Raw genomic sequence first — 24,587 nt, forward strand, 5'->3', positions numbered from 1 at the left:
AGTCTTAAGGGCGGTCCCGAACGGATGAAAGCGTTGCGGCTTGAAACATCTCTGAATTATGCGTGACGTCCCGGTGATCGCGCCGCTGCTTCTGGCCTGGTATGACCGCCATGCCCGGGTGCTGCCCTGGCGCGTGCCGCCGGGCGCGGGCGTGGCCGATCCCTATCGCGTCTGGCTGTCAGAGATCATGCTGCAGCAGACCACGGTGGCGGCGGTGAAGGCCTATTTCGAACGCTTCACCGCGCTTTGGCCGACGGTCGGGGCACTGGCGGCTGCCGATGACGCGCAGGTGATGGGCGAATGGGCGGGGCTAGGCTATTACGCCCGCGCCCGCAACCTGCTGGCCTGCGCGCGGGCGGTGACGGCTGCCGGGGGTTTTCCGACGACGCGCGAGGGGCTGCAGGCCCTGCCGGGGATCGGCCCCTATACCGCCGCCGCCATCTCGGCCATCGCCTATGACCTGCCGGAGACGGTGGTGGACGGGAATGTCGAGCGGGTGGTGGCCCGGCTTTTCGCCGTCGCCGAGCCGATGCCGGGGGTGAAGCCGCGCCTGCGCGATCTGGCGGCGACGCTGACGCCGGCGCGGCGGCCGGGCGATTTCGCGCAGGCGATGATGGATCTCGGCGCAACCATCTGCACCCCGCGCAGCCCCGCCTGCGGCATCTGCCCGCTGATCGACCATTGCGCCGCCCGCGCACAGGGCATCGCCGCCGACCTGCCGCGCCGCGCACCGAAATCCGAGAAGCCCACGCGCACCGGCATTGCCTGGGTCGGGCGCGACGGCCCACGCCTGCTGCTCGAACGTCGTGCCGCCAAGGGGCTTCTGGGTGGCACGCTGGCCTTTCCCTCGACGGGGTGGGATGGCAGTGACGTGCCGCCCCCTGGTCCCGCTAACTGGCGCGAGGCCGGCGAGGTGCGGCATGTGTTCACCCATTTCAACCTGATCCTGACCGTAATGACGGGCGATCTGGCCGGGCCGCCCGAACGCGGCGATCTGACGGAGCTGCGGCATTTCCGCCCCTCGGACCTGCCGGGGCTGATGCGCAAGGTCTGGGATATGGTGCAGGTGCCGGGCGGGGATTAGAATGGCGGCATGACCATGACGACCACCCCGTCCCTGCCCGCTGCCCTGCCCTTCTGGATGTCGCTGGGGCTAGTGCCGCTGGCGGCGCTGGCGACGGCATGGGGCGGCTGGTGGTGGGCCTTGCTGCCGGGCTATGCGTGGTATCTGACCACCGGGCTTGACGCGGTGCTGGGCCAGAACGAGCGCAACCCCGACACCGGCACCGCTGAATCCGCTCTGTTCTGGCATCGCGCGATCACGCTGATCTGGTTCCCGCTGCAGTTTCTGACCATTTTCGGAGCGATCTGGTATGTGACCCATCGCGGCGATCTGTCGGGCTGGGAGCTGGCGGGCCTGTTCTTCGGCATCGGCATCATGTCGGGCAGCATCGGCATCGTCTATGCCCATGAGCTGATGCACCAAAGGAACCGAACCGAGCGCTGGCTGGGCGATCTGCTACTGGCCTCGACGCTCTATTCCCATTTCCGCAGCGAACACATGCTTGTCCACCACGCCTGGGTCGGCACGCCCCGCGACGCGGTCTCGGCACGCTATAACGAGGGGTTCCACCGCTTTTTCTACCGGGTGCTGCGCGATGCCCCGGGCAGCGCCTGGCGGGCCGAGCGGAACCTGCTGGCCCGCGCCGGTCGTCCCGTGACCGACCGGCGCAATCCGTTCTGGCGCTATGCTGTGCTGCAGGGGGCGATGCTGCTGCTGGCGTTGGCGCTCGGCGGGTGGCTGGGGCTGGTCCTCTTTATTTGGCAGGCGCTGATCGCGATCTGGCAGCTGGAACTGACCAACTATGTCGAGCATTACGGCCTGACCCGCAAACATCTGGGTGATGGCCGATATGAGCATATCAAGCCGCGCCATTCCTGGAACGCCGCGCAAAGCGCGACCAACTGGCTCTTGATCAACCTGCAGCGCCATTCGGACCACCATTACAAGCCCGACCGCCGCTTTCCCCTGCTGCAGACCTATGGCCCGGACGAGGCGCCGCAGCTGCCGATCGGCTATCCGATCATGGGGCTGATGGCGCTGATCCCGCCCCTCTGGCGGCGGCAGATGAACCCGCGGGTGCGGGCCTGGCGGCGGCAGTTCTATCCCGAGGTTACGGATTGGGGGCCGTATAACCGGGGCGAATTGCCGATGCCCCGGGGGGCACTGTAGGTCGCAAAACAACGGCGGCTGTCAGGGCATCGGAACAGCCGGGGATTGCGTATTTGAACCGAAAAGTTCGATTGACGTTTACTCGCGCCCTGCGAGAATGGCCGCGCGAGGTAAACGCGGGGCGCGCGATGCCGAAGAATATCCTGATCTTCGCCGACGGAACCGGGCAGCTTGGCGGGCTGAAGCCCGATCAGCGCCTGTCGAATATCTACAAGATGTACCGGGCGATGCGCCCCGACCCGTCCTCGCCGATCAGCCCGCACGATCAGGTCTGCTTCTACGAGCCGGGGCTTGGTTCGGGCGAGGCCGAAGGCTTCACGCTGCGGCGGCTGAAGAACATCCTTGCCGCTGCCTTCGGCACCGGGATCGATGAGAACGTAACCGACTGCTATGCCGCCATCCTGTCCTGGTACGAGCCGGGAGACAGGGTGCTGCTGATCGGCTTCTCGCGCGGCGCCTATACCGTCCGTGCCACCGCCAACGTGATGAATGTCTGCGGCATTCCGACCCGGATGCCGGATGGCGGGCCGATTCCGCGCTTTGGTCCGGCCCTGCGCCAGATCGCCGGCGAGGCGGTGAACAAGGTCTATAACCACGGCAATGGCCGCCCGCGCGGACAGCAGCCTTTTCTGAGCCAGCGCGAGGAACTGGGCCGCCGCTTCCGGCGCAAATATGGTAGCTTCGATCCCGATGCCGCCGAAGATGTGCAGGGCAATGTTCAGCCCACATTCATCGGCGTCTTCGACACGGTCGCCGCCCTTGGCGTGCCGATGGTGGCGCTGGCCGTGGGGATCGTCGTCTTCCTGCTGCTGGTGATGGTGGCGGCGCTGATCCTGTCGAACTGGAACTGGCTCGTGGGCGCGCCGCTCATCACCGTTCTGGCCGTGATCGCGATCTGGTATGTCCGGCTGAAATGGTCGCAATGGAAGTATTTTTCACCTGACGAGAACCACCCGCTGAGCATCCGCCGGATTGGCGACTGGCCGCAAATCTGGCGATACGGCCATTACGCCACCTGGAACCTGCAGAACTATGACCGCTGGCTCGACTCCGATGTCGGCCATGCCCGCCACGCCCTGTCCATCGACGAGCGGCGCAAGACCTTTCCGCGCGTCGAATGGGGCATGGCCGCCGAGGCGCTGAAGACCGCCGGGCGCAGCCCCTGTTGGCTGAAGCAGGTCTGGTTCGCCGGCTGTCACAGCGATATCGGCGGCAGCTATCCCGAACCGGAATCGCGGCTCAGCGATATTGCCCTGTCCTGGATGATCGACGAATTGCGCGACTGCGTGCCCGGAGTGCAGATCAACGACGCGATGCTGTATCGCACGCCGGACCCGCTGGGGATGCAGCATGAAGAGACCTTTGCCTTCCGCATCGGCCCGATCAGCCGCCGCTGGCCGGTCGCGGCGCGAAGCGTTCCACCAACCGCGACCCTGCATCCGTCGGTCCTCCAGCGGCTGAACGCCGCTGCGGTCTCGCATCTGGGCGAGATCCGGCCCTATCGCCCCGAACCCTTACGGGATCATGAAGCGGCCAGGCACCTTTACCAATAGGCAAGCAGTACCACGAAAAAACCCCGCCATCTTGCGACGGCGGGGCAAGGTCGTTCCGGCCCTGCGGCTATGCGGGCGGAACGCTGGCGAAACTGTGGAACGGGTCAGTGCGGACGGGTCTCGTCGACCTCCATCTCGGCCCGGATCTGCTGGCGCAAGATGTCGATGGGGATCATCTTGCCCTCGCGGCGATAGTGCCAATAGGTCCAGCCGTTGCAGCTGGGCGCGCCTTCCAGCGCGGCGCCGACCTGGTGGATCGAGCCCTTCACGTCATTGCCGATCAGGCTGCCATCGGCGCGGACCTTGGCCTTGTGACGGTTGCCGATCGAATACAGTTCCTCGCCCGGACGCAGCATCCCGCGTTCGATCACCTGGCCGAAGGGCACGCGCGGTTCGGCGCGTTTGGGCTTGATGGTGGCGATGGCCTCGCTGTCGAACTTGCGGATGCGCGACAGGCGTTTCTCGGCTACTTCGCGGTAGGCTTCCTCGCGCTCGATGCCGATGAAATCGCGGCCCAGCATCTTGGCGACCGCGCCGGTGGTGCCGGTGCCGAAGAACGGGTCCAGCACGACATCGCCCGGATTGGTGGTGCCGACCAGCACGCGATGCAGCAGCGCCTCGGGCTTCTGGGTCGGGTGGGCCTTGTCGCCCTGCGCATCCTTCAGCCGCTCGCCGCCATTGCAGATCGGGATCACCCAGTCCGAGCGCATCTGCACGCCTTCATTCAGCGATTTCAGCGCCTCGTAGTTGAAGGTGTACTTGCTGTCCTCGGACTTGCTGGCCCAGATCATCGTCTCATGGGCATTGGTCAGCCGCTTGCCACGGAAGTTCGGCATCGGGTTCGACTTGCGCCAGATCACGTCGTTCATGATCCAGTAGCCCTGGTTCTGCAGCTCGGCGCCGACGCGGAAGATGTTGTGATAGCTGCCGATGACCCAGATCGCCCCGTTCGGCTTCAACAGCCGGCGTGCGGCAGCCAGCCAGTCGCGGGTGAACGTGTCATAGACGGCAAAGTTGGAGAACTGGTCCCAGTGATCGTCGACGGCATCGACCTTGGAATTGTCGGGGCGGTGCAGATCGCCCTTCAGCTGCAGGTTGTAGGGCGGATCGGCAAAGATCAGGTCAACGCTGCCCTCGGGCAGGCTGTTCATGATCTCGATGCAGTCTCCAGCCAGAATCTGGTTCAGCGGAAGTGGCCGCACGGAAACCGCGCGCTTGTCTTTGGTCGTCGTCATCGCTCTGCCCTTCAATGCCGACATTTGGTGCCGGTCTGTGTGGTTCAGATCATGAGTCAGAGGCGATTCGGCGTCAATTTCTTTATTGAATCAATGGGTTGCGATTTCATCTCGACACAAGATATTGTGCACCGGCTTGAACGACCGTCTATGATGAGGGGTAACGCCCATATCTAGGAGCGCGCGTTTATGCGTCGGCGTGGGATAGCCTGCATTCACCTCCCAGCCATAGCCGGGATATTGTTGCGCCAAATCCTCCATGATGCGGTCGCGCAACACCTTGGCCACGATCGAGGCAGCGGCGATGGTCAGGCATCGGGCATCGCCCTTGACCACTGCCTCCGCGGGCAGGGTCAGATCGCGCGGCAGGCGATTGCCATCGACCAGCACATGGCAGGGCGCCGTCGCCAGTCCCGCGACCGCCCGAACCATCGCCAGATGCGAGGCCTGAAGGATGTTCAGCCGGTCGATCGCCTCGACGCTGACATGGGCGGCGGACCAGTCGCAGTTCTGCATCACCCATTCTGCCAGCGCCTCGCGCCGTGCCGCCGTCAGCTTTTTCGAGTCGTTCAGCCCCTCAGGAATGTTACCGGGGTCCAGAACCACCGCGCAGGCCGTCACCGGCCCGGCCAGCGGCCCGCGCCCGACCTCATCCACCCCGGCGACGCGCCGCGCCCCGCGGTCCAGCGCCGCGGCCTCAAAGCTGAAATCCGGGGCGCTCATGCGGTGATCGTCACCGGGGCGATCACCACCTCTTCAAGGTTCACCCCGCCGCCCTCGCGGTCCACCACCAGGAAATCGGCGGCGCGGTCCAGCGGCGTCAGCACGCCATGCCAGACGCCCGCGCGCAGGTTCACCCCCATGCCGGCGGGCACGATGAAGGCCAGCGGCGCGCCGGGCTTGCCGCCTTCGTCCGGGGCCACGACCGACAGCCAGGCATCGGGGCCAAGCGGCATGAAGGCCTGCGACCCCAGCGGATGCCGCTCCAAGAGCGCGCAGTCATAGGGCAGGCTGACCGGCTCGGAGCGGAAGATGGAAATGATCGCCTCGCCCTCTCCGCGCTCGACCGTGGCCAGCGCGTGATGACGCTCGCAGCGCCCGGCATTGATGAACCGGTCGGGCGCCGGGCGGGCGGTCAGAAGCTCGCCATAGGGGGCGAAGGCCTCGGCGGTGATGGGCGTGGCGGTGATCGTGGTCATCGGTTTCCTCTCAGCGAAGGGCGGCGAGGCCGTCCAGAATGCGGGTCAGGAATTGCCGGCGGGCGGCGGGATTGGCCAGCCGCGCCACCTCGGTCCGGGCGGCCGCCGACATTTCCTTGCAGCGCGCGGGGTTTGCCCGCGCCCAGGCCAACTTTTCCTCGAGATCCACGCAATTCAGGCTGACCGGGATGTAGTGAACCCATGGCGTGAAACGCCCGGAATAATAGACCTCCCAGCCATCTTCCTCCTTCAGCAGCACCGAGTTGGAATTGATCGCACCGATGAAGTTCGAGCCATGGTCATAGCCTGCAAGCGTCAGCTGGTAGCGAAAGCGTTGGAAAAAACTTCCACCGGCACGCGGGCGGGCATAGGGGGCCAGCAGCGGATGGCTTGCCAGATCGCGGAAGCGCCAGGCGAGGACCATGCCGATGTCAAAGTCCGGATGATCGATCCAGCGGCGCAGGAACGCCAGACGCGGCACATCGCAGAGGCGCGCGAATGTCTCGGCTTGCTGATCGCGATTCTCGCCTACGGCGCGCAACTGGCTCAAAAGCTGATGCACCGGCCGGCGGGGCAGGCCATCGCGCGGCACGGCACTGCCCGAGATATGACCGCGCCAGACCAGGCGGTCCTCTTTCTCGTCGAACGGAGTGCGGTCCGGGGATTCGGCGCAGGGCTGGCCGGAGGCGGCGATTTCATGCTGGCCCGGCAGCGGCCAGAGCGCGATGTTCCGCGCACCTGCGCGGCGGTTATAGGCGAGGATCGGCAGGCCGGGCGGGCCGCCCGAATCCTCGTTGAAGCGGCGGGCGTCCTGCATGTCGATGCGCAGCGCATCGGTGCGGCCAAGCCGCAGGACGTCGTTCATGACCCCCTCAGGCCGCGCCCATTTTCGTTCATGGCCACGCGCGGTCATCATGATCGGCGTGCCGCCGCCTGCGCCCTTGCCGATCGCAAAGGGCAAGGGCGCACCTTTCCGGTCGCGCACCCCGTCCCGACCGTCCCAATCGACATAGATGCCCGAGACATCGCCAATCCCGGCACCGCCGGGGCCCAGCCCCTTCAGGCAGAACCGCGCCAGGTCCTCGACCAGTTCGGGATCTTCCCGTTCGGGGCCGGGGCGCGGGCGATCCATCGACGCGGCGAGGCGCTGGTCCAGCGGAGTCCGGTCTTCGGGCTGCCAGCTGTCGCCATCCGGCAACTGGTCGAACGGCAACGCAAGCAGCGACCCAAGCCTTCGACCGAAGGCAGTCGGCGTTTCCTGCTCCATATCGACCCGGATCAGCCGCGGATCGTCGCCGAAAAGCGCGTCGATCGCAGCCAGGTGTTCCTGCCAGTCCCGTCGCCAGCGATCGGGCAAAGCCTCCTCGGGCAGGTCAAGATGATGGGCATAGCAGCGGGCGATCACACCAGCGTCCCGCGTCAGCCGGTCGAGGATCCAGCCATCCGGGTCGCGGGTGGTCAGGATGAAGTACGCCTTCGGAAACGACTGCACGAGATAATCCAGCGCCCGCCACGCCTCGAGCGGCGGGCGGGCCGGGTTGTTGACGCGGTGCAGCCCGGTCAGCAGGTTCGCATCACGCAAGGGCCGCGGGGGCTTCTGGCCCTTCGCCCGCGCCATCATCAGCGTCTCGGCCAGCGCGCCCCCATCGTGGTGCAGCACCGATAGCCCGTTCCGGCGGAAGATCTGCGCCAGCCGCTCCTCTCCGCACCAGTCGGGACTGATATGCAGGAATTGCGGACCGTCAGGCGTCATGCCGCCCCGGGTTCAAGCCGGCTGAGGCGGGGCAGGAAGATCGTCAGCACCCCCAACACCGGCAGCACCGAGCAAAGCAGGAAGACGAAACGGATGCTGGTCGCATCGGCCAGCACGCCCAGCATGGCGGCGGCGATGCCGCCCATGCCGAAGGCGAAACCGAAGAACAGCCCTGCAATCGTGCCGGTGCGGCCCGGAACCAGCTCCTGCGCGAAGACCACGATGGCCGGGAAGGCCGAGGCCAGAATCAGGCCGATCACCACGCAGAGGATGCCCGTCGCCACCAGTCCGACATGCGGCAGCAGCAAGGTGAAGGGCAAGACGCCGAGGATCGAGAACCAGATCACCTTCAGCGCCCCGATCCGGTCGCCAACGATGCCGCCCAGCATCACGCCAGCAGCCATGCCGGCGAGGAACAGGAACAGCACGATCTGCGCGCCCTGCGTGCCAAGGCCAAAGCGGTCGATGACGAAGAAGGTCAGATAGCTGTTCATGGCAGCGGTATAGATGTTCTTGGTGAAGACGAGAATGGCCAGAACGACGATCGCCCGGATCACCACCGCGCGCGGCAGCGTCAGCGCCGGTGCGGGCATGACCTTGGCGGCGCGGCGGCGGCCCTCGGCCCAGTCACCGACCCGCCACAGGACTGCCGCGCCAAGTGCCGCGGCCACCGCGAACCAGGCGACCGAGGGACGACCCAGCGGCACCACCACGAAGGCGGCCAAGAGCGGCCCCAGTGACTGGCCGAAATTGCCGCCCAGCTGGAACAGCGATTGTGCCGTGCCGAATCGCCCGCCCGAGGCGATGCGCGCCACCCGAGAGCTTTCGGGGTGGAACACCGCCGAGCCGATGCCGATCAGCATCGCCCCCGCCAGCAGCATGGAATACTGATGCGCCGTCGCCAGCAGGATCACGCCCACAAAGGTTGACGCCATGCCAAGCGGCAGCGAGCGCGGCTGCGGATGGCGGTCGGTGACAGAACCGACCACCGGTTGCAGCAGCGAGGCGGTGATCTGGAAGCCCGCCGTCAGCAGCCCGATCTGGGTGTAATCCAGCGAGAACTCGGCCTGCAGCAGCGGATAAATCGATGACAACATCGACTGCATGACATCGTTGATCATGTGGCAAATGCTGATCGACCACAGCACCAGCCACGCCGTTGCCTGCGCCGGAGCGCCTGTTTGCTGCCGGGTCATCGCCATGGGAGCAATCCGTCCATAAAAACTTGCGTATTGTGCAATTCTACTACCAGCCGCGCCCCTGCTTGAACATTGCAATTCGGCAGCAAACTGCCGATCCGTGAAATCGTCGATTTTTCCGAACAATTCAGTTCAGTTCGGATAGTCTTTTAGATAGCTTCCAAGCCGAGTTCGGTTTTAGGACAATGGGTTCCATCCGCCTATGAAGAAAAGCAGTTCAAGCATGAGTCGGTTACCAGCAGAGGCCGCCACGGGCCTGCGCGGTGTCAGCCCCGAACTCGCGGGACGCAGCACTACGACTTGGCAGGCGGTTCGCAACGAGGTTCTGGCGCGAATCCGGTCTCAGGAATGGTCCGCCGGCAAGCTGATTCCCACCGAGAAGCAACTGGCGACCGAATGGGGCTGTGCCCGGGCGACGGTGAACCGGGCGCTGCGCGACCTCGCCGAGAACGGCATCGTCGAGCGTCGGCGCAAGGTCGGCACCCGCGTTGCAGCCTCGCCCAGCCTCAAGGCCAGCCGCGAGATCTCGGCCATCCGCAGCGATATCCAGGCGCTTGGCGCGACCTTCAGCTATCGCCTCTTGCACAGCGAACGGATCGGTGCGCCCTCGGGCATTGCCCGGCACCTGCAGATCGCCAGCGGCGACCCGGTGCAATATGTCAACGCCGCTTTCCTGGCCGATCTGGTGCCCTATTGCTGTCAGGTCACGTGGCTGAACATCGCCGCCCTGCCCGATCTCGATGGCGTCGATTTGTCCGAGGGCTCGGCCGAGGAATGGCTGGAGCATGCCATCCATCCCAACCACGGCCGTATCACCATCATGGCCCTGCCGATCGAGGACGGCAGCGCCGAGACGATGAACCTGCGTCTCGGCACCCCGGTCCTGACGATCGAGCGGACCGACTGGTCCGACAGCACCCCCGTCGCCTTTTCGCGCCAATCCTTCCCGCCCGGCCATCGGCTGGTCTATGACCGCTGAGCGCATGGCGGGCTGAGCCTGCGGCCCGTCACTTCGGACCTTTCTCGCTTTTCTTGAACACGCCCTGCGCCCGGGCGATGACAGTGCCATCCTCGTGGGTCAGAGTACCTTCAAGGAACAGGGTCTTGCGGCCACCCCCGGTGATCCAGCCTTCGGCCACGGCACGGCCCGGACGACCCGGCGCCAGAAAGCTGACTGTCAGCGAAAGAGTGGTGAAGGGCTGGCGGCCAGTGTCATCGACCGACAGGCTGGCGGTGGCGCCGAGCGCATTGTCCAGCACCGACATGGCGATGCCGCCATGCAGACCATTCTGCCGGTTCAGATGCTGCGGCCCGATCTCGAGATGGCAGCGCGCCCGACCATCGCCCTGCCCCACGTCCAGCACATAGCCGATCAGCGTCTGCGCGCCGGTCTCGTCGCGGATGATGCCGTCCTGCATGGCTGTTCCCTCTCCCTCGCCTGTTCCCGGCATCAGGGGTATCGACAGGGATGCACGGGTTCAAGACCGGGCGACCCGCAGGGATTCCGCGTGTCACCGCGACGACATGACCAAAATTTGACGGCCCGCACCACTGGCAAAATCCTGCCGAACAAGGGACATTGCCCGGACCGCCACTTCGGAGAGCCTGATGACCATGCGCCCTGTTTCCCTGCTCGCAACCCTCGTCGCCGGCGCACTGCCGGTCATCGCGATGGCGCAACCGGCCGACAAGCCCTTCAGCGCCGCCGATATCGAGATGGCGACCTTCACCGGTGCGGACCTTGCGCGCGGACGCACGCCCCTGACTGCCAAGGTGCAGATCCTGCTCGACCGTTCGGGCACCTCGCCCGGGGTCATCGACGGCTTCAAGGGCGGGATGAGCGAAAGCGCGATCAAGGCTTTCGAGCGGCGCGAGGGGCTGGTGATCGACGGCGTGCTGGACCAGCAGGTCTGGGACCTGTTGCAGCCCTATGCCACGCAGGGCATGACGATGAACTATACCATCACCCAGAGCGATGCCGAGGGCCTGGTCGACGCGATCCCCACCGATTACGCCGAGAAGGCGGCCATGTCGGCCATGGGCTATACCAGCATCGCCGAGAAGCTGGGCGAACGTTTCCACATGGACGAGAAGTTTATCAGCTTCCTCAATCCCGGTGTGGCGCTGGTGCCCGGCTCGACCATCAAGGTCATGGTGACGGCGCAGCCGATCAAGAAGCAAGTCACCCGCATCATCGTCGACAAGGCCACCCGCCGCGTCGCCGCCTATGACGCGCAGGGCAAGATGGTGGTGGATTACCCGGCCACGGTGGGCTCGGACGCGACGCCCTCTCCCGCCGGCAATCATACCGTGCTCTCGGTCGCGCTGAACCCGACCTATACCTACAACCCGAAGATCAACTTCAAGCAGGGCAACAATGACAAGGTGCTGATCGTGCCGCCGGGGCCGAACGGGCCGGTCGGCAATGTCTGGATTGACCTGTCGAAGCCCACCTATGGCATCCATGGTACGCCGACGCCCTCGAAGCTGTTCGTCAACCAGTCGAATGGCTGCGTGCGGCTTACGAACTGGGATGCGCGCGAACTGGCCGGGATGGTCAAGGGCGGCGTCACCAAGGTGGAATTCCTCGAGCCGGGCGTGACCATCGCCGATGTCACAGGCTATGTCGCCCCGACGACGTCGGTTGCGGCGACCGCTCCGACCACGACACCGACGCCTGCGACAACCACCGATCCGGCAGCGACGACCGCAACCACCGCGCCGCTGACCCTGCCGACCGAGGCCCCCGCAACCGCCACCACCACCACCACGACCCCGGCAGTCACCACGACGACCCTGCCCGATCAGGCGACCGTGCCGCTGCCTGAGGCGGCGACCGCGCCCCAGCCCGAACGCGTGCGTGAGGACACGACCGAGATCGAGGGGGCAGCGGTCGAGGACGAGGATCATGACCTGCTGGACACCGACGCGCTGAGCGCGGCGCTGGCCAAGGCGCTGGCCGAGGGCACCGTCACGCCGCCGACCGAGGCCGAGGGCCAGTGACGGGACGAGCGGCAGGCGCGGGACTGGCTCTGGCGCTGATGGCCGGCATGGCGGTGGCTCAAGCCGTTCCCGACCCTGGCGGTGCCGAACGCCCGCCCGAAAAGCCGGTGCAAGCCGAGGCGGTCCAACCCGCACCCGCGCCACCGGAGAAACCGGCTGAGGCGGCGGAGCAGCCCGCAGATGATGCCGTCGATGCCACCCCGCCCCTCGCACGGCCCGACTCCACGCCCGCAGAGCCTTCTGCCGACAGTTCCGAAGCCGAGGCCGAGCCGGAGCCCGAGACCGGAAACCCGGGCTCCGACGCGCAGAAGCCCGTCGGCCGGCTGATCCCGCCCGAGGAAACCGCCGCGCCTGAACCGCCCGCAGAGCCGAAAGGCCCGCCCGTCCGCGAGACGTTGCGCGAAAGCGATTTCGATTACGCCGCCTGCCTGCTGGCGCTGCATGATCTGGGCACAGTCTACGAGGAGATTGCCGAGATCAGTCAGCCCGATCAGCGCGATTGCGGCATCGCCCGACCGGTCCGGGTGACTGCGATCCTGCCGGGCATCGCGCTGCAAGGGGGCGCGGCGATGCGCTGCGACACGGCGCGGTCGCTCGGTTTCTGGATGCGCGATTTCGTCCGCCCCGCCGTTGCCCGACTGCCCGATGCGCCGCGCCTCTCAGGGTTGCAGCTCGGCACCACCTATGACTGCCGCGGCCGTGTCGGGGACGAGGCCGAGGCCAAGCTTTCTGAACATGCCTTCGGCAACGCCATCGACATCAGCGCCTTCACTTTCCACGATGGCTCGTCCCTGCCGGTCGAACCGCGTCAGGACAGCGGCGACCTGGTGGAATCCTTCCAACGCGCCGTGCGTGGCGCGGCCTGCCTTGAATTCACCACCGTGCTTGGTCCCGGCAGCAACGCCAGCCACAACGACCACCTGCATCTGGACATCGCCGCCCGGAACGGCGGCTGGCGGCTCTGCCAATAGCAGAGGCCGCTCAGCGCCGGTGCTTTTCCATGTCGAGATAGGTCGGATCGAAGCGCGCCAGCTTGACCAGCCCGGCCCAGTCCAGGATCTCGACCTCGTTTCCGTTCCAGCGCAGCAACCCGCGATCCCGCAGATCACGCACGGCGCGGTTGATGTGGATGGGCGAGTAACCAAGGATATCCGCCAGTTCCCGCTGCAGAAGCGGCAGGGTGAAGCGATAGTTATCGGCGGCGCCAACCGCGCTCAGCCGCGTGTAGATCTCGCACAGAAGATGCGCCAGATGCGCGCTTGACCGCAGCGAGGCCGCGGCGACCAGCCATTGCCGGTGCACGGCAGCATCGATCAGCGTCGACATCCACAAAAGCCGCGTCAGATGCGGATAGCTTTCGGTGATCTCGACCAGTTCCTCGTGATCGACGAATTCGATCTCGGTCGGCCCCAGCGAAATGACCGAATGCTCGAGCCCGGCCAGCACAAAGCCATGCAGATCGACGAAATCACCGGGAACATGGACGGCCGTGATGACCCGCTCGTCCGGCCGGCCCGACAGCTGGTGAGAGCGCGCCGACATTCCCTGCAGCATCATGCAGCTGCGATTGGCGATCCGGTCGACCGGCACAATGACCTCACCGGGGCGAAAGCTGACATGCTCCGTCTTCATCGACCGAAGCCGCTCCAGGTCTTTTTCGCCAATCTCATCACGCCGTTGAAGATAGCGGATGAAATACTCGGTTATAGCCATTCCGCTCCTCGTTTGCTGGACCGCGCGGACAGTTGCAAATCGTTCTGGCCGGTGCAATGGCCGCTTCCAAACAACTAACAATGATTAAGCACACAGCGCGAAATCGGTTGCAGTCACTCAACCCGAACGCTGCGTCACCCCGACTCGGGCTGGCAGGCGCAGGGCCTCGGCCAATGCCACGAAACTGTCGGCGACGCTGTCGCGCCTCAGGGAAATGAAACTGTCGAGACGGGGATAAAGTTTCACCGCCTCGTCCAGCTTGGCGTCAGAACCGGGAGCATATAGCCCGGCGCGGATCATCAGTTCGGATTCGGCATAGGCGCCAAGCGCCGCACGGGCATGGGCGATCTGGCGGTTCTCGGACAGGCTCGCCGCTGCCGGCAGCGAGCGCGAGACCGAGCGCACCACGTCGATGGCCGGAAAGCGCCCGCGCTCGGCAATGGCGCGGTCCAGCACCACATGCCCGTCCAGCACCCCGCGCAGGATATCGGCAATCGGCTCCTCCATGTCCGAGCCGGCGACCAGCACGCTGAAGATGCCGGTGATGTCGCCCGTCCCCTCGACGCCCGGCCCGGCGCGTTCGGCCAGCGACATGATCATGTTCGCCGTCGAGGGCGGAAAGCCGCGATCACTGGCCCGCTCGCCCGCCGACAGCGCGATCTCGCGATGGGCCTCGGCAAAGCGGGTGATCGAATCGGCCAGGAACAGCACGTGCCTGCCCTGGTCTCGGAAATGCTCGGCCACCGACATCGCCGCCCAGGCACAGCGCCGCCGCATCAGCGGCGACTGGTCCGAGGTCGCGGTGACGATCACCGCCCGCCTCATGCCCTCGGCCCCCAGCGTCTCCTCGACGAATTCGCGCAGTTCGCGGCCTCGCTCGCCAATCATGGCGATGACCACCACATCAGCCTCGACCCCGCGCGCCAGCGACGAGAGCAGCGTCGACTTGCCCACGCCAGAGCCGGCGAAAAGCCCCATCCGCTGCCCGCGCACCAGCGGCAGCAGCGTGTCAAACACCGCAAGCCCGGTCGCCAGCCGAGGCCCCAGCCTTCGGCGCTCGGTGGCGGCGGGGGCAAGCGCGCGATAGGTACGCGCAAACAGACCCTGCGGCAGCGGGCGACCATCCAGCGGCTTCCCCAGCGGATCGACGATCCGCCCGATCCAGGCGTCCGAGGGTGCGATAACCGGGGCGCCGATCAACCGCGCCTCGACCCCGATCGACAGGCCCTCGATGCTGCCCTCGGGCAGGATGGTGGTCAGCCCGGACCCCAGCGCCACAACCTCGCCGGTGATGTGCCGTGCACCCAGTGCCAGCGACACCCGGTCGCCGACCGAGGCCAGCCCGTCCAGCCCGGCGATACCGATGATCCCGGCGCGGATGCCGGTGACACGGCCATAGCGGGTGACAAAGCTCGCCTGCCGCATCCGCTCGACGATTGCTGCAATTTTATCCATTTTCCGTTGCTCCGCGCGCGCCCGGTCCGGGCCTGCCGAAACGGTTTCTAAACCTCTTGGGGTTAAGACCGGGTTATCGGAACAGAGGAGAAACCTCGGTGTTTGACCGAATCGAACTGATCAGCATGAGCCGCGCCATGACCGATCACGCAGCACAGCGGCAGACCGTCGTGGCCCGCAACATCGCCAATGCCGACACGCCCGGATACCTGGCGCGCGATCTGGCGCCCTTCGCGGCCAGCTATCGCGCCGTGACGGCGGGCCCGCTGCGCGGCACCAACCCTCGCCATCTCACCGACCCTTTCACGGGCGCCGCGATTGCCCGCACCGTGGCGGATGAGGGCGAGATCTCGCCCAATGGCAACTCGGTCTCGCTGGAAGCCGAGATGGTGAAGACGGCGGAACTCCGCAGCGAATACGATCTGTCGCTTGGCGTCTATCGCTCGGCGCTCGACATGCTTCGTACCAGCATTGGCCGGCGGGGCTGAAACGCATCATGACCGAACCCGTCTCTGCCCTGCGCCTTGCGGCGTCCGGGATGCAGGCGCAGGCCGACCGGCTGCGCCATATCTCGGAAAACATCGCCAATGCCGATACGCCGGGCTATCGCCGCAAGCTGGTCAGCTTTGACGAAACGGTCGCCTTTGGCCGGCCCACCGGCGAGGTCGAGGCCTCGCGGGCGATGCTGGACCAGACCGCGCTGCCGCGCATCTTCGACCCCGCCAATCCGCTGGCCGACGAAGCGGGCTATTACGATGGCTCAAATGTCGACCTGGTGGTCGAGATCGCCGACTCGCGCGAGGCCAGCCGCAGCTACGAGGCCAATCTTCGCATGTTCGAGCAGAGCCGACAGATGAGCGCGTCGCTGCTCGACCTTCTCCGTCGCTGAAAGGATTTCAGATGATCACCGCCGCACAGGCCGGCCAGGCCTATTCCGCCGCGCGCAGCGCCATCACCGGCACCGCCAAGGCTGCACCCGCGCCTTCCGGCCCCGATTTCGCCGCCATGGCACAGGACTTCACCCGCGTCATGGACCGCGCTGACAGCGCCGCGACCGGCACCATGACCGGCACGGCGCCCACGCATCAGCTGGTGCAGTCGCTGGCCGAGGCCGAACTGGCGCTGCAGACCGTGGTGGCGATCCGCGACAAGGTGGTCGAGGCCTATCAGGAAATCCTGCGGATGCCGGTCTGAGTCGCTGCCATGGACGAGTTGATCCTCTTTGACATGATGCGCCAGGCGCTGCTGCTCGCCGTGCGCATCTCGGCCCCGATGCTGGCGGTGGCGCTGGTGGTGGGGGTGGCCATCGGCCTTTTCCAGGCGCTGACCTCGGTGCAGGAGATGACCATCACCTTCGTGCCCAAGGTCGGGCTGATGCTGACGGTCTTCTGGGTCACCATGAGCTTCATGACCACCGCCCTGTCCGATTTCTACACCGGGCAGATCATCCCGCTGATCGCCGGAAGCTGAGCAATGGAGAACGGCATCTATGCCGCCCTGACGCGGCAATCCGGGCTGATGCGCGAGATGCGCGTGGTCGCCAACAACATCGCCAATGCCAACACCACCGGCTTTCGCCGCGAGGGTGTGGTCTTTGCCGAACACCTCTCCCGGCTCGACCGCCGGGGCGAGGGCCTGTCCATGGCCGATGCGCGTGGCCGGCTGGTCGACCTGCGGCAGTCGGTCCTCGGCCAGACCAAGGGCACCTTCGATCTGGGGATCGAGGGCGAAGGCTTCTTCATGGTCTCGACCCCCGAGGGCAACCGCCTGACCCGCGCCGGGGCCTTCATGCCGTCGCCCGAGGGCGAGTTGATGAATGCCGATGGCCATCGCCTGCTGGACGAGGGCGAGGCGCCGATCACCATTCCCCCCGGTGCCGGCCAGATCGCCGTCGGCGCCGATGGCACCATCTCGGCCAATGGCCAGCCCGTCGGCAAGGTCGGCCTGTTCACCGCAGACGATACCCAGCTGACCCACCAGGGCGGGACGCTGTTCGCCTTTGACGGCGCGGCTCTGCCCGCCGAGGCAACCGGCATCCGGCAGGGATTCCTCGAGGAGTCGAACGTCGATCCGGTCTTCGAGATCAGCCGCATGATCGAGGTCCAGCGCGCCTATGAGCTGGGCCAGTCCTTCCTCGACCGCGAGGACCAGCGCATCCGCTCGACCATCACCGCCCTCAGCCGCTGAAAGGCCAGACCATGAGAGCATTGCAGATCGCCGCCACCGGCATGAGCGCCCAGCAGACCCGCGTCGAGGTCATCTCGAACAACCTCGCGAACATGTCGACCACCGGCTACAACGCCCGCCGCGCCGAGTTTGCCGACCTGCATTACCAGCAGGCGACGCGGCCCGGCAGCATCACCGCTTCGGACGGCACCGTCATTCCGGCGGGGGTGCAGCTGGGCCTCGGCGTGCGGCCCACCGCTGTCAGCGTCAACCTGCAGCAGGGATCGCTGACCGAAACCAATGGCGATCTGGATCTGGCCATCGACGGGGACGGCTATCTCGAGGTGCGGCTGCCCTCGGGAACCTCGGGATATACTCGCGACGGCGGGCTGAAGCGATCGCCCGAGGGGCTGATCGTCACCTCGGACGGCTATGCCGTGACCCCCGAGATCACCATCCCCGACGATGCCCGCAAGATCAGCATCAACGCGGCGGGCGAGGTCTGGGCCTATTTCGCGGATCAGGTCCAGCCGACCATGCTGGGCCAACTGACGCTCGCCAGCTTCTCGAACGAGAAGGGTCTGGAAGCGATCGGCTCGAACCTGTTCCTGGAAACCGGCGCCTCGGGCGCGCCGATGGTGGCGACGCCCGGGCAAAGCGGCCTTGGCACCCTGCGCCAGGGCTATCTCGAGGAAAGCTCGGTCGATGCGGTGCGCGAGATCACCGAGCTGATCAAGGCGCAGCGCGGGTACGAGTTGAATGCCAAGGTCATCACCGCCGCCGACCAGATGCTGGGCGCAACCGTGCAGGTGCGCTGATGCGACGGCTGATGGTTCTGACCGCGCTGCTTGCCCCGCTGGCCGCCAATGCCGAGGGCGTCACCGCCGCCCGCACCCTGCCCGCCGGCACGGTGATCGGTCCGGGCGACCTGCTGCCCGCGCCCGGCGGCGATGCCGCCGAGACCGAGGCGCTGATCGGCTTGCAGACCCGCTTCATCCTCTATGCCGGCCGGCCGGTCACGCCGGCGCAATTGCAGATGCCGCGGCTGATTGCCCGCAACCAGATCGCGCCGCTGGTCTATCGCAGCGGCGCACTGCTGATCGAGACCAGCGGGCGCGCGCTGTCCGAAGGCAGCGCCGGCGAGGTGATCGCGGTGATGACGCTCGACACGCACCAGACCGTCAGCGCGCTGATCGCCCCCGATGGCAGTCTGCAGATCTCTCGCTGAGGAAAGACAACCGATGAAAGCCCTGCCGCTTTTCCTTCTGTTCCTGTCCCTGTCGGCCTGCAGCCGCGTCGCCAACATGGGACAGGCACCCGACATCACGCCACCCCGGCAATCGACCGAATTCATGGCCATGACCGAGCCGCCGCTGCTGCTGCCGCCCAGCACCGGCCGGCCCGAGGCGGCGGCCTCACTCTGGACCGCGCAGCCGGCCTCGCTGGTCGCCGACCGCCGTGCCACCATGCGTGGCGACATCCTGACCGTGGTGATCCAGATCGACGACAAGGCTGAGATCTCGAACAGTTCGCAGCGTTCGCGCAAGGCCGGCGACAAGGTCAATATCCCCGCGCTGGCGGGTCTGCCGCAACGGATCGACGCCAAGCTGCCCGATGGCGCCAGAATGGAAGACCTGGTCGATGCGAAATCCAGCTCTACCTATGCCGGCGAGGGCAATGTCTCGCGCCGCGAGAAGCTGACCCTCCGGGTGGCGGCGACGGTGCTCGACACGCTGCCGAATGGCGTGCTGCAAATCGAGGGTAGCCAGGAAGTGCGGGTGAACTTTGAACTGCGCGAGCTGACCGTCAGCGGCTTCGTCCGCCCCGCCGATATCAGCAGCCGCAACGAGATCGCCTATGACCGGATCGCCGGGGCGCGGATCTCCTATGGCGGGCGGGGCCAGATCAGCGACGTGCAGCAGCCGCGCTATGGCCAGCAGGTCGCCGATATCCTGCTGCCCTATTGAGGTCCTGACACGATGCTGAAGAAAGTAATCGTGCTGGTCATCCCGCTTCTCGCGCTGATTGGCGGTACCGCCGTCGGCGATCTTTTGGCGCCAAAGCCAGCGCCTGAAACCGGCGAGGCCGCAACCGGGGGCGATCTAACTGCGGCAGGCGCGGGCGAGGGGTCAGTCGAGGGCAAGGCCCGGGGCGAGGACGGGGCCGAGGATGCAAAGATTGTTGCTGGGGACGCGGTGGAAGCCGGCGGCGAGCGGGGCGCCCCGGACGGCGAGGCGGCGGAGGCCGGCGTCGAAAAGGGATCCGGCGAGGGCGGATCTGGGGAAGGCGGCGAGAGCGGCGAAGTCGACCCCGAGAAGACCCCGGCCTGGTTCAGCTTTCCCAACCAGTTCTTCGTGCCGCTGGTCCAGCGCGGAGAAATCAATGGCATGATGGTCCTGACGCTGACCGTTGAAACCACGGAGGCCGAGCTGCCCGAAATCGAGAAAATAGAGCATCGACTGCGCGACGCTCTGCTGCGCGTCCTGATCATTCACGCCAATACTGGCGGCTTCAGCGGCAATTACACCGACACGCCCAAGCTAGAGCGGCTGCGCGAGGCTCTGGTCAGGGCCGCACGCGAGGCTGGCGGCTCTGCGGCCCATGCGGTGCTGATCGAGGATCTCGGTCTCGCCGGAAACTGACCAGACCTCACGCAGCAGAACCCGCGATTGCAATTGGCGGTGCGAACACGCTAGGGACAGGGGTCATTTCCTGTCGTCAGCCATGCCCGATCAGCCACCCGTCACCATCCTTCTGGCCGTCTATAATGGCGGGCTGCACCTGTCGGAACAGCTGGACAGCTTCGCTGCGCAGGAGCGCGGCGACTGGCGGTTGATCATCTCGGATGACGGCTCAACAGATGACAGCCGGGCCATCTGCGCGGGATTCCAGACGCGCTACGGGGCCGAGCGGGTGCGGCTGATCGATGGGCCGGGGGGCGGCGCGACGCGCAATTTCCTGCACCTGATCGAGGCTGCCCCGGCGGGTGTGCCGCTGGCCTTTTCCGATCAGGACGATGTCTGGCTGCCGCAGAAGATGGCCCGCGCCGCCGCGCATCTGGCGGGGCGAGAGGGTCCGGCCCTCTATTGCGCCCGCACCATGATCTGCGACGCCAACCTGCAGAACCGCACCCCCTCGCGCCATTTCACGAGGCCGCACGGCTTCCGCAACGCGCTGGTCCAGGCCTGCACGCCAGGGAACAGCAGCGTCTTTACCCCGGCTGCGGCGGCGCTACTGAAGTGCAGTGCGGTGGCCGCCATCCAGAACCGCGTCGAGGCGCATGACTGGTGGGCCTATCAGGTGGTCAGCGGTGCCGGGGGCGAGGTGATCTTTGATCCTGAACCCTCGCTGCTCTATCGCCAGCACGCGTCCAATGTCATGGGCCGGAACGATACCGCCTCGGGGCGCTGGCGGCGGCTGACCATGCTGATGCAAGGCGACTTTGGGTCGTGGCTTGCGGCCAATGTCGATGCGCTTGCCGCAGTGCCTGATCTGCTGACGCCCGAGAACAGCCGCGTGCTGGCCGGATTCAATCGCATGTTGACCCTGTCCGGTCCCCTCGCCCTGCGCGAGATCAGCCGGCTCGGTCTTTATCGCCAGACCGGCAGTGGCGATGTCGCGTTGCGACTTGCCGCCGTGACCGGGCGCTTGCGGCGCCCGGACTGAGCCCGATCAGTCGCGCTTCTCGGGCAAGAGGCGCAGCAGATAGGCGCCATAGTCGTTCTTGGCGAACAGTTTCGCGCGCTCGGCCAGTTGATCGGCATCGATCCAGCCCTTTTCGAAGGCAATCTCCTCGGGACAGCCGGTCTGCAAACCCTGCCGCCGCTCCAGCGTGCGGACGAAATTGCCGGCATCGAGCAGGCTTTCATGGGTGCCGGTATCGAGCCAGGCATAGCCGCGCCCCATCCGCTCGACCGACAGGAGGCCATCGGCGAGATAGGTCTCCAGCAGCGTGGTGATCTCCAGCTCGTTGCGCTCCGAGGGTTTGATCAGGGCAGCGCGATCGGGCGCGGTGCCGTCGAGGAAATAGAGCCCGGTGACGGCATAGTTCGATGGCGGAACCTTCGGCTTTTCGATGATCGATGTGGCTTTCCACTCGGCATCGAAAGTGACCACGCCATAACGCTCGGGATCGACCACCTGGTAACCGAATACAGTGCCGCCAGTCTCGCGGGCATCGGCATTCACCAGCGCCTCGCTGAGCCCGTGACCGAAGAAGATATTGTCCCCCAGCACCATCGCCGAGGGCGCGCCCGCGAGGAAATCGCGGGTCAGAAGATAGGCCTGCGCGAGCCCGTCGGGCGAGGGCTGAATGATCCATTCGAAATGCAGACCCCATTGACTGCCATCCCCCAGCAGGCGCTGGAACTGGCTCTGGTCGTCCGGCGTGGTGATGATGGCGATCTCGCGGATGCCGGCCAGCATCAGCACCGAGATCGGGTAATAGATCATCGGCTTGTCATAGATCGGCAGCAACTGCTTCGACACGCCCATGGTGATCGGATAAAGCCGCGTGCCCGAGCCACCGGCCAGAATGATGCCCTTGCGGTTGGTCATGGGTGTTCCTTCAATTCGGCCAGCACCTGCGCCAGACCGGCCTGCCAGTCGGGCCGCGCGATGCCGAAATCGGTGGTGATGCGGTGGCAGTCGAGCCGCGAGTTCAGCGGTCGGCGCGCGGGCGTGGGATAGTCGCTGCTGGGAATGTCGACGACATCGGGCGTCAGGCCCGAGAGCCGGAAGATCGCGCGGGCGAAATCGGCCCAGCTGGCATCGGGCGCGCCGGCGAAATGGTAGAGCCCGCCCTTCTGCGGGTCCGTGACCATTTGCCCGGCCATCGCCAGCAGCGCGGCGGCGATGTCGCCCGCCGGCGTCGGGCCTCCGATCTGGTCGGCGACAATGGTCAGCCGGTCGCGCTCGGCCCCGAGCCGCAGCATGGTCTTGACGAAATTCGCGCCATGGGCGGAAAACACCCAGGAGGTGCGCATCACCGCCCACTGCCCGCCCGTCGCCGCAATCGCCTCTTCGCCCGCGCGCTTGGTGGCGCCATAGACCCCCAGCGGCGCCGTCGGCGCGGTCTCGTCGCGCGCGGCCTCGCCCGTGCCGTCGAAGACGTAGTCGGTCGAGACATGCAGGAAGGGCACGCCCTTGGCCGCAGCCGCGCGGGCCATGGCACCGGGGGCCTCGGCATTGACCAGCCGGGCGGTTTCAATGTCGCTCTCGGCGCGGTCGACGGCGGTATAGGCGGCGGCATTGATGACGGCGCCGCAATCGCTTTGCGCAATGGCGGCGGCGCAGGCGGCGGGGTCGCTCAGGTCAACGGCTTCTCGGCCCAGGAACATCGCCTCGGGCGCGCGGCGCTGCAATTCCCGCGCCACCTGCCCGCTGCGGCCAAAGACCAGAAGCCCGCCGCTCATCCGGCTTTTCCCAGACGCTGGCCCACACCGGAACGGGTCAGCAGCGGCTCCCACCAGTCGCGGTTCTCGAGATACCAGGCGACGGTGCGGCGCAATCCCTCCTCGACCGTGACCGAGGGGCGCCAGCCCAACTCGTCGCGGATGCGGGTCGGGTCGATGGCATAGCGGCGGTCATGGCCGGGGCGGTCGGTGACGAAGGTGATCAGCCGCTCATGCGGTGCGCCTGCGGGGTTCATCTCGTCCATATGGGTGCAGATGGTGCGCACCAGATCGATGTTCTTCGCCTCGTTCTCGCCGCCGATATTGTAGCTGCGGCCAAGCTCGCCCTTCTCGGCGACCAGCAGCAGCGCATCGGCGTGATCCTCGACATACAGCCAGTCCCGGACATTGCCGCCGTCGCCGTAAACCGGGATCGGCTCGCCGGCCAAAGCCTTGAGGATCACCACCGGCACCAGCTTCTCGGGGAAATGATAGGGGCCGTAATTGTTCGAGCAATTGGTCAGGACCACCGGCAGGCCATAGGTCTCGTGCCAGGCACGGACCAGGTGGTCGGACCCCGCCTTGCTGGCCGAATAGGGGCTGCGCGGGTCATAGGGCGTGTCTTCGGTGAACTGGCCGGTCTCGCCCAGACTGCCAAAGACCTCGTCGGTCGAGATATGGTGAAAGCGGAAACCTTCGGGGCGACCCCGGGCGATCCAGTTGGCCCGAGCCGCTTCCAAGAGGTTATAGGTGCCGAGGATGTTGGTTTCGATAAAGGCCCCCGGCCCGTCGATCGAGCGATCGACATGGCTTTCGGCGGCCAGATGCATGATCACGTCGGGATTATGCGTCGCAAGGATGCGATCGAGCGCGGCGCGGTCGCGGATATCGGCCTCTTCGAAGCTGTAGAGATTGCTGTCGGCGACCGGCGCGACATTTTCGAGGTTCGCCGCATAAGTCAGCGCGTCCAGATTGACGACCTCATGGCCGCGTGCAACGGCCAGCCGCACCACCGCGGAACCAATGAACCCGGCCCCGCCGGTGACGAGAATCTTCATCAGAACTCTCCATAGGCAAAGGGTGACGACCAATCGGCAAAACCGGGGGCCATCCGGTCCTTGTCAGACAGCACTGGATCAGTCACGCCCCAGTCGATGCCGAGACTGTCCCAGCGCACCGCGCCGTCGCTGGCCCGGTCATAGTGATCGGTGCATTTATAGACGACCTCGGTATCCGGCGCGCGGGTGACAAAGCCATGCAGGAAGCCCGCGGGCACCCAGAGCTGGCGGGCATTCTGGAAGCTCAATTCGACGCCGACCCAGTTCCCATAGGTCGGGCTTCCCCGCCTTGCATCGACGGCCACGTCGAACAGACTGCCCCGGCCACAGCGGACCAGCTTGCCCTGGGGACGGGGCGGCGACTGATAGTGCAGGCCCCGCAGCGTACCCTGCTGACGGGACAGCGAGTGATTGTCCTGCACGAAATCCGGTAGCTCAACCCCGGCCTCGCGCAGCGTCTTGCGGTTCCAGCTTTCGGAGAAGAAGCCGCGCGTATCGCCATGACGGGCCGGCGTCAGGATCAGCACCTCGGGAATCGCGGTTTTTTCAATCTGCATCAAGCTCGTCCGTTCATCAGTGAATCTTTCATGGCACGGCACGGACCGGAATGCACGCCCGGTCTGTGCG

Annotated in this window: 28 protein-coding genes; 16 read left to right on the forward strand and 12 right to left on the reverse strand. The window is 66.2% G+C overall.

All coding sequences use genetic code 11. The features are described 5' to 3' along the window. Positions 1-58 precede the first annotated feature (58 nt). The 3 genes from Q1A36_RS10920 (at position 59) to Q1A36_RS10930 (ending at position 3,786) form a co-directional block, all read left to right on the forward strand. On the forward strand, positions 59-1,084 hold the full coding sequence (locus tag Q1A36_RS10920) for an A/G-specific adenine glycosylase (protein WP_299843483.1): 1,026 nt from the start codon (positions 59-61) through the stop codon (positions 1,082-1,084). Positions 1,085-1,093: 9 nt separating this feature from the next. After that, on the forward strand, positions 1,094-2,233 hold the full coding sequence (locus Q1A36_RS10925; protein WP_299843486.1) for an alkane 1-monooxygenase: 1,140 nt from the start codon (positions 1,094-1,096) through the stop codon (positions 2,231-2,233). Between the two features lie 128 nt (positions 2,234-2,361). After that, complete coding sequence (locus tag Q1A36_RS10930) at positions 2,362-3,786, forward strand: DUF2235 domain-containing protein (RefSeq protein ID WP_299843488.1); 1,425 nt, start codon at positions 2,362-2,364, stop codon at positions 3,784-3,786. 104 nt (positions 3,787-3,890) lie between these two features. Here the strand turns inward: Q1A36_RS10930 and Q1A36_RS10935 are convergent, their stop codons facing one another. The 5 genes from Q1A36_RS10935 to Q1A36_RS10955 form a co-directional block, all read right to left on the reverse strand. After that, positions 3,891-5,021, reverse strand: coding sequence for a site-specific DNA-methyltransferase (locus tag Q1A36_RS10935; protein ID WP_299843490.1), 1,131 nt, complete (start codon positions 5,019-5,021; stop codon positions 3,891-3,893). A 90-nt stretch (positions 5,022-5,111) separates the two neighbouring features. Beyond that, complete coding sequence (locus Q1A36_RS10940) at positions 5,112-5,744, reverse strand: ribonuclease HII (RefSeq protein ID WP_299843493.1); 633 nt, start codon at positions 5,742-5,744, stop codon at positions 5,112-5,114. Then, entirely contained in the window at positions 5,741-6,220 is a 480-nt protein-coding gene (locus Q1A36_RS10945; protein WP_299843496.1) for an ureidoglycolate lyase, read from the reverse strand. Before Q1A36_RS10945 ends, Q1A36_RS10940 begins: the two co-directional genes overlap by 4 nt. Positions 6,221-6,230: 10 nt before the next feature. Continuing rightward, positions 6,231-7,973, reverse strand: a complete 1,743-nt coding sequence (locus Q1A36_RS10950) for a glycosyl transferase family 90 (RefSeq protein WP_299843499.1) — start codon at positions 7,971-7,973, stop codon at positions 6,231-6,233. After that, the gene (locus tag Q1A36_RS10955; RefSeq protein ID WP_299843503.1) at positions 7,970-9,175 is read right to left on the reverse strand and encodes an MFS transporter; all 1,206 of its coding nucleotides are present in this window, start codon (positions 9,173-9,175) and stop codon (positions 7,970-7,972) included. Before Q1A36_RS10955 ends, Q1A36_RS10950 begins: the two co-directional genes overlap by 4 nt. A 220-nt stretch (positions 9,176-9,395) precedes the next feature. On the opposite strand from Q1A36_RS10955, the gene Q1A36_RS10960 reads away from it, so the two are divergent. Next, positions 9,396-10,151, forward strand: coding sequence for a GntR family transcriptional regulator (locus Q1A36_RS10960; RefSeq protein WP_299843506.1), 756 nt, complete (start codon positions 9,396-9,398; stop codon positions 10,149-10,151). Between the two features lie 28 nt (positions 10,152-10,179). Here the strand turns inward: Q1A36_RS10960 and Q1A36_RS10965 are convergent, their stop codons facing one another. Then, entirely contained in the window at positions 10,180-10,590 is a 411-nt protein-coding gene (locus Q1A36_RS10965) for a PaaI family thioesterase (protein WP_299843509.1), read from the reverse strand. A 196-nt stretch (positions 10,591-10,786) separates the two neighbouring features. On the opposite strand from Q1A36_RS10965, the gene Q1A36_RS10970 reads away from it, so the two are divergent. Together Q1A36_RS10970 and Q1A36_RS10975 are read left to right on the forward strand one after the other, a co-directional pair. After that, on the forward strand, positions 10,787-12,175 hold the full coding sequence (locus Q1A36_RS10970) for a L,D-transpeptidase (protein ID WP_299843511.1): 1,389 nt from the start codon (positions 10,787-10,789) through the stop codon (positions 12,173-12,175). Further along, a complete protein-coding gene (locus Q1A36_RS10975) occupies positions 12,172-13,146 on the forward strand; it encodes an extensin family protein (protein ID WP_299843514.1) in 975 nt (324 codons plus the stop codon). Before Q1A36_RS10970 ends, Q1A36_RS10975 begins: the two co-directional genes overlap by 4 nt. Before the next feature lie 10 nt (positions 13,147-13,156). Here the strand turns inward: Q1A36_RS10975 and Q1A36_RS10980 are convergent, their stop codons facing one another. Both Q1A36_RS10980 and Q1A36_RS10985 read right to left on the reverse strand, forming a co-directional pair. Next, positions 13,157-13,888 (reverse strand): Crp/Fnr family transcriptional regulator, encoded by a 732-nt coding sequence (locus tag Q1A36_RS10980; RefSeq protein ID WP_101753668.1) that lies wholly within the window; start codon positions 13,886-13,888, stop codon positions 13,157-13,159. Positions 13,889-14,005: 117 nt separating this feature from the next. Continuing rightward, the gene (locus Q1A36_RS10985) at positions 14,006-15,343 is read right to left on the reverse strand and encodes a FliI/YscN family ATPase (protein ID WP_299843519.1); all 1,338 of its coding nucleotides are present in this window, start codon (positions 15,341-15,343) and stop codon (positions 14,006-14,008) included. 98 nt (positions 15,344-15,441) lie between these two features. Here Q1A36_RS10985 and Q1A36_RS10990 point away from each other — a divergent pair, with 98 nt between their 5' ends. The 10 genes from Q1A36_RS10990 (at position 15,442) to Q1A36_RS11035 (ending at position 21,175) form a co-directional block, all read left to right on the forward strand. Then, positions 15,442-15,831, forward strand: coding sequence for a FlgB family protein (locus tag Q1A36_RS10990; RefSeq protein ID WP_299843521.1), 390 nt, complete (start codon positions 15,442-15,444; stop codon positions 15,829-15,831). An 8-nt stretch (positions 15,832-15,839) separates the two neighbouring features. Then, positions 15,840-16,232, forward strand: coding sequence for a flagellar basal body rod protein FlgC (gene flgC / locus Q1A36_RS10995; RefSeq protein ID WP_101753665.1), 393 nt, complete (start codon positions 15,840-15,842; stop codon positions 16,230-16,232). A gap of 11 nt (positions 16,233-16,243) precedes the next feature. Beyond that, positions 16,244-16,537 carry a flagellar hook-basal body complex protein FliE gene (locus Q1A36_RS11000; RefSeq protein WP_299843527.1) on the forward strand — a complete coding sequence of 98 codons (294 nt, stop codon included), beginning with the start codon at positions 16,244-16,246 and terminating at the stop codon, positions 16,535-16,537. Positions 16,538-16,546: 9 nt separating this feature from the next. Beyond that, positions 16,547-16,813 (forward strand): flagellar biosynthetic protein FliQ, encoded by a 267-nt coding sequence (locus tag Q1A36_RS11005; RefSeq protein ID WP_299843529.1) that lies wholly within the window; start codon positions 16,547-16,549, stop codon positions 16,811-16,813. Positions 16,814-16,816: 3 nt separating this feature from the next. Further along, entirely contained in the window at positions 16,817-17,530 is a 714-nt protein-coding gene (locus Q1A36_RS11010; protein WP_299843532.1) for a flagellar hook-basal body complex protein, read from the forward strand. A gap of 11 nt (positions 17,531-17,541) precedes the next feature. Beyond that, positions 17,542-18,327, forward strand: a complete 786-nt coding sequence (gene flgG, locus Q1A36_RS11015; RefSeq protein ID WP_299843534.1) for a flagellar basal-body rod protein FlgG — start codon at positions 17,542-17,544, stop codon at positions 18,325-18,327. Further along, complete coding sequence (gene flgA / locus Q1A36_RS11020; protein WP_299843536.1) at positions 18,327-18,737, forward strand: flagellar basal body P-ring formation chaperone FlgA; 411 nt, start codon at positions 18,327-18,329, stop codon at positions 18,735-18,737. Before flgG ends, flgA begins: the two co-directional genes overlap by 1 nt. A gap of 13 nt (positions 18,738-18,750) precedes the next feature. Next, positions 18,751-19,476: a flagellar basal body L-ring protein FlgH gene (gene flgH, locus Q1A36_RS11025; RefSeq protein ID WP_299843538.1), complete on the forward strand. Its 726-nt coding sequence runs from the start codon at positions 18,751-18,753 to the stop codon at positions 19,474-19,476. A 12-nt stretch (positions 19,477-19,488) separates the two neighbouring features. Then, the gene (locus Q1A36_RS11030) at positions 19,489-20,151 is read left to right on the forward strand and encodes a flagellar basal body-associated FliL family protein (RefSeq protein WP_299843541.1); all 663 of its coding nucleotides are present in this window, start codon (positions 19,489-19,491) and stop codon (positions 20,149-20,151) included. Positions 20,152-20,233: 82 nt separating this feature from the next. After that, complete coding sequence (locus Q1A36_RS11035) at positions 20,234-21,175, forward strand: glycosyltransferase (protein ID WP_299843545.1); 942 nt, start codon at positions 20,234-20,236, stop codon at positions 21,173-21,175. Between the two features lie 6 nt (positions 21,176-21,181). Here Q1A36_RS11035 and rfbA read toward each other — a convergent pair whose 3' ends face one another. From rfbA to rfbC, 4 genes are read right to left on the reverse strand one after another with little or no spacing between them, the layout of a single operon-like run. Beyond that, positions 21,182-22,066 (reverse strand): glucose-1-phosphate thymidylyltransferase RfbA, encoded by an 885-nt coding sequence (gene rfbA, locus Q1A36_RS11040; protein ID WP_299843548.1) that lies wholly within the window; start codon positions 22,064-22,066, stop codon positions 21,182-21,184. Then, positions 22,063-22,923, reverse strand: a complete 861-nt coding sequence (gene rfbD / locus Q1A36_RS11045; RefSeq protein ID WP_299843551.1) for a dTDP-4-dehydrorhamnose reductase — start codon at positions 22,921-22,923, stop codon at positions 22,063-22,065. The genes rfbA and rfbD overlap by 4 nt, the downstream gene beginning before the upstream one ends. Then, positions 22,920-23,960 (reverse strand): dTDP-glucose 4,6-dehydratase, encoded by a 1,041-nt coding sequence (rfbB, locus tag Q1A36_RS11050; protein WP_299843554.1) that lies wholly within the window; start codon positions 23,958-23,960, stop codon positions 22,920-22,922. Before rfbB ends, rfbD begins: the two co-directional genes overlap by 4 nt. Continuing rightward, entirely contained in the window at positions 23,960-24,517 is a 558-nt protein-coding gene (rfbC, locus tag Q1A36_RS11055; RefSeq protein ID WP_299843557.1) for a dTDP-4-dehydrorhamnose 3,5-epimerase, read from the reverse strand. The genes rfbB and rfbC overlap by 1 nt, the downstream gene beginning before the upstream one ends. Positions 24,518-24,587: the final 70 nt, after the last annotated feature.

Origin of the sequence: uncultured Paracoccus sp. (assembly GCF_947487305.1) — a bacterium.
Classification (GTDB): Bacteria; Pseudomonadota; Alphaproteobacteria; order Rhodobacterales; family Rhodobacteraceae; genus Paracoccus.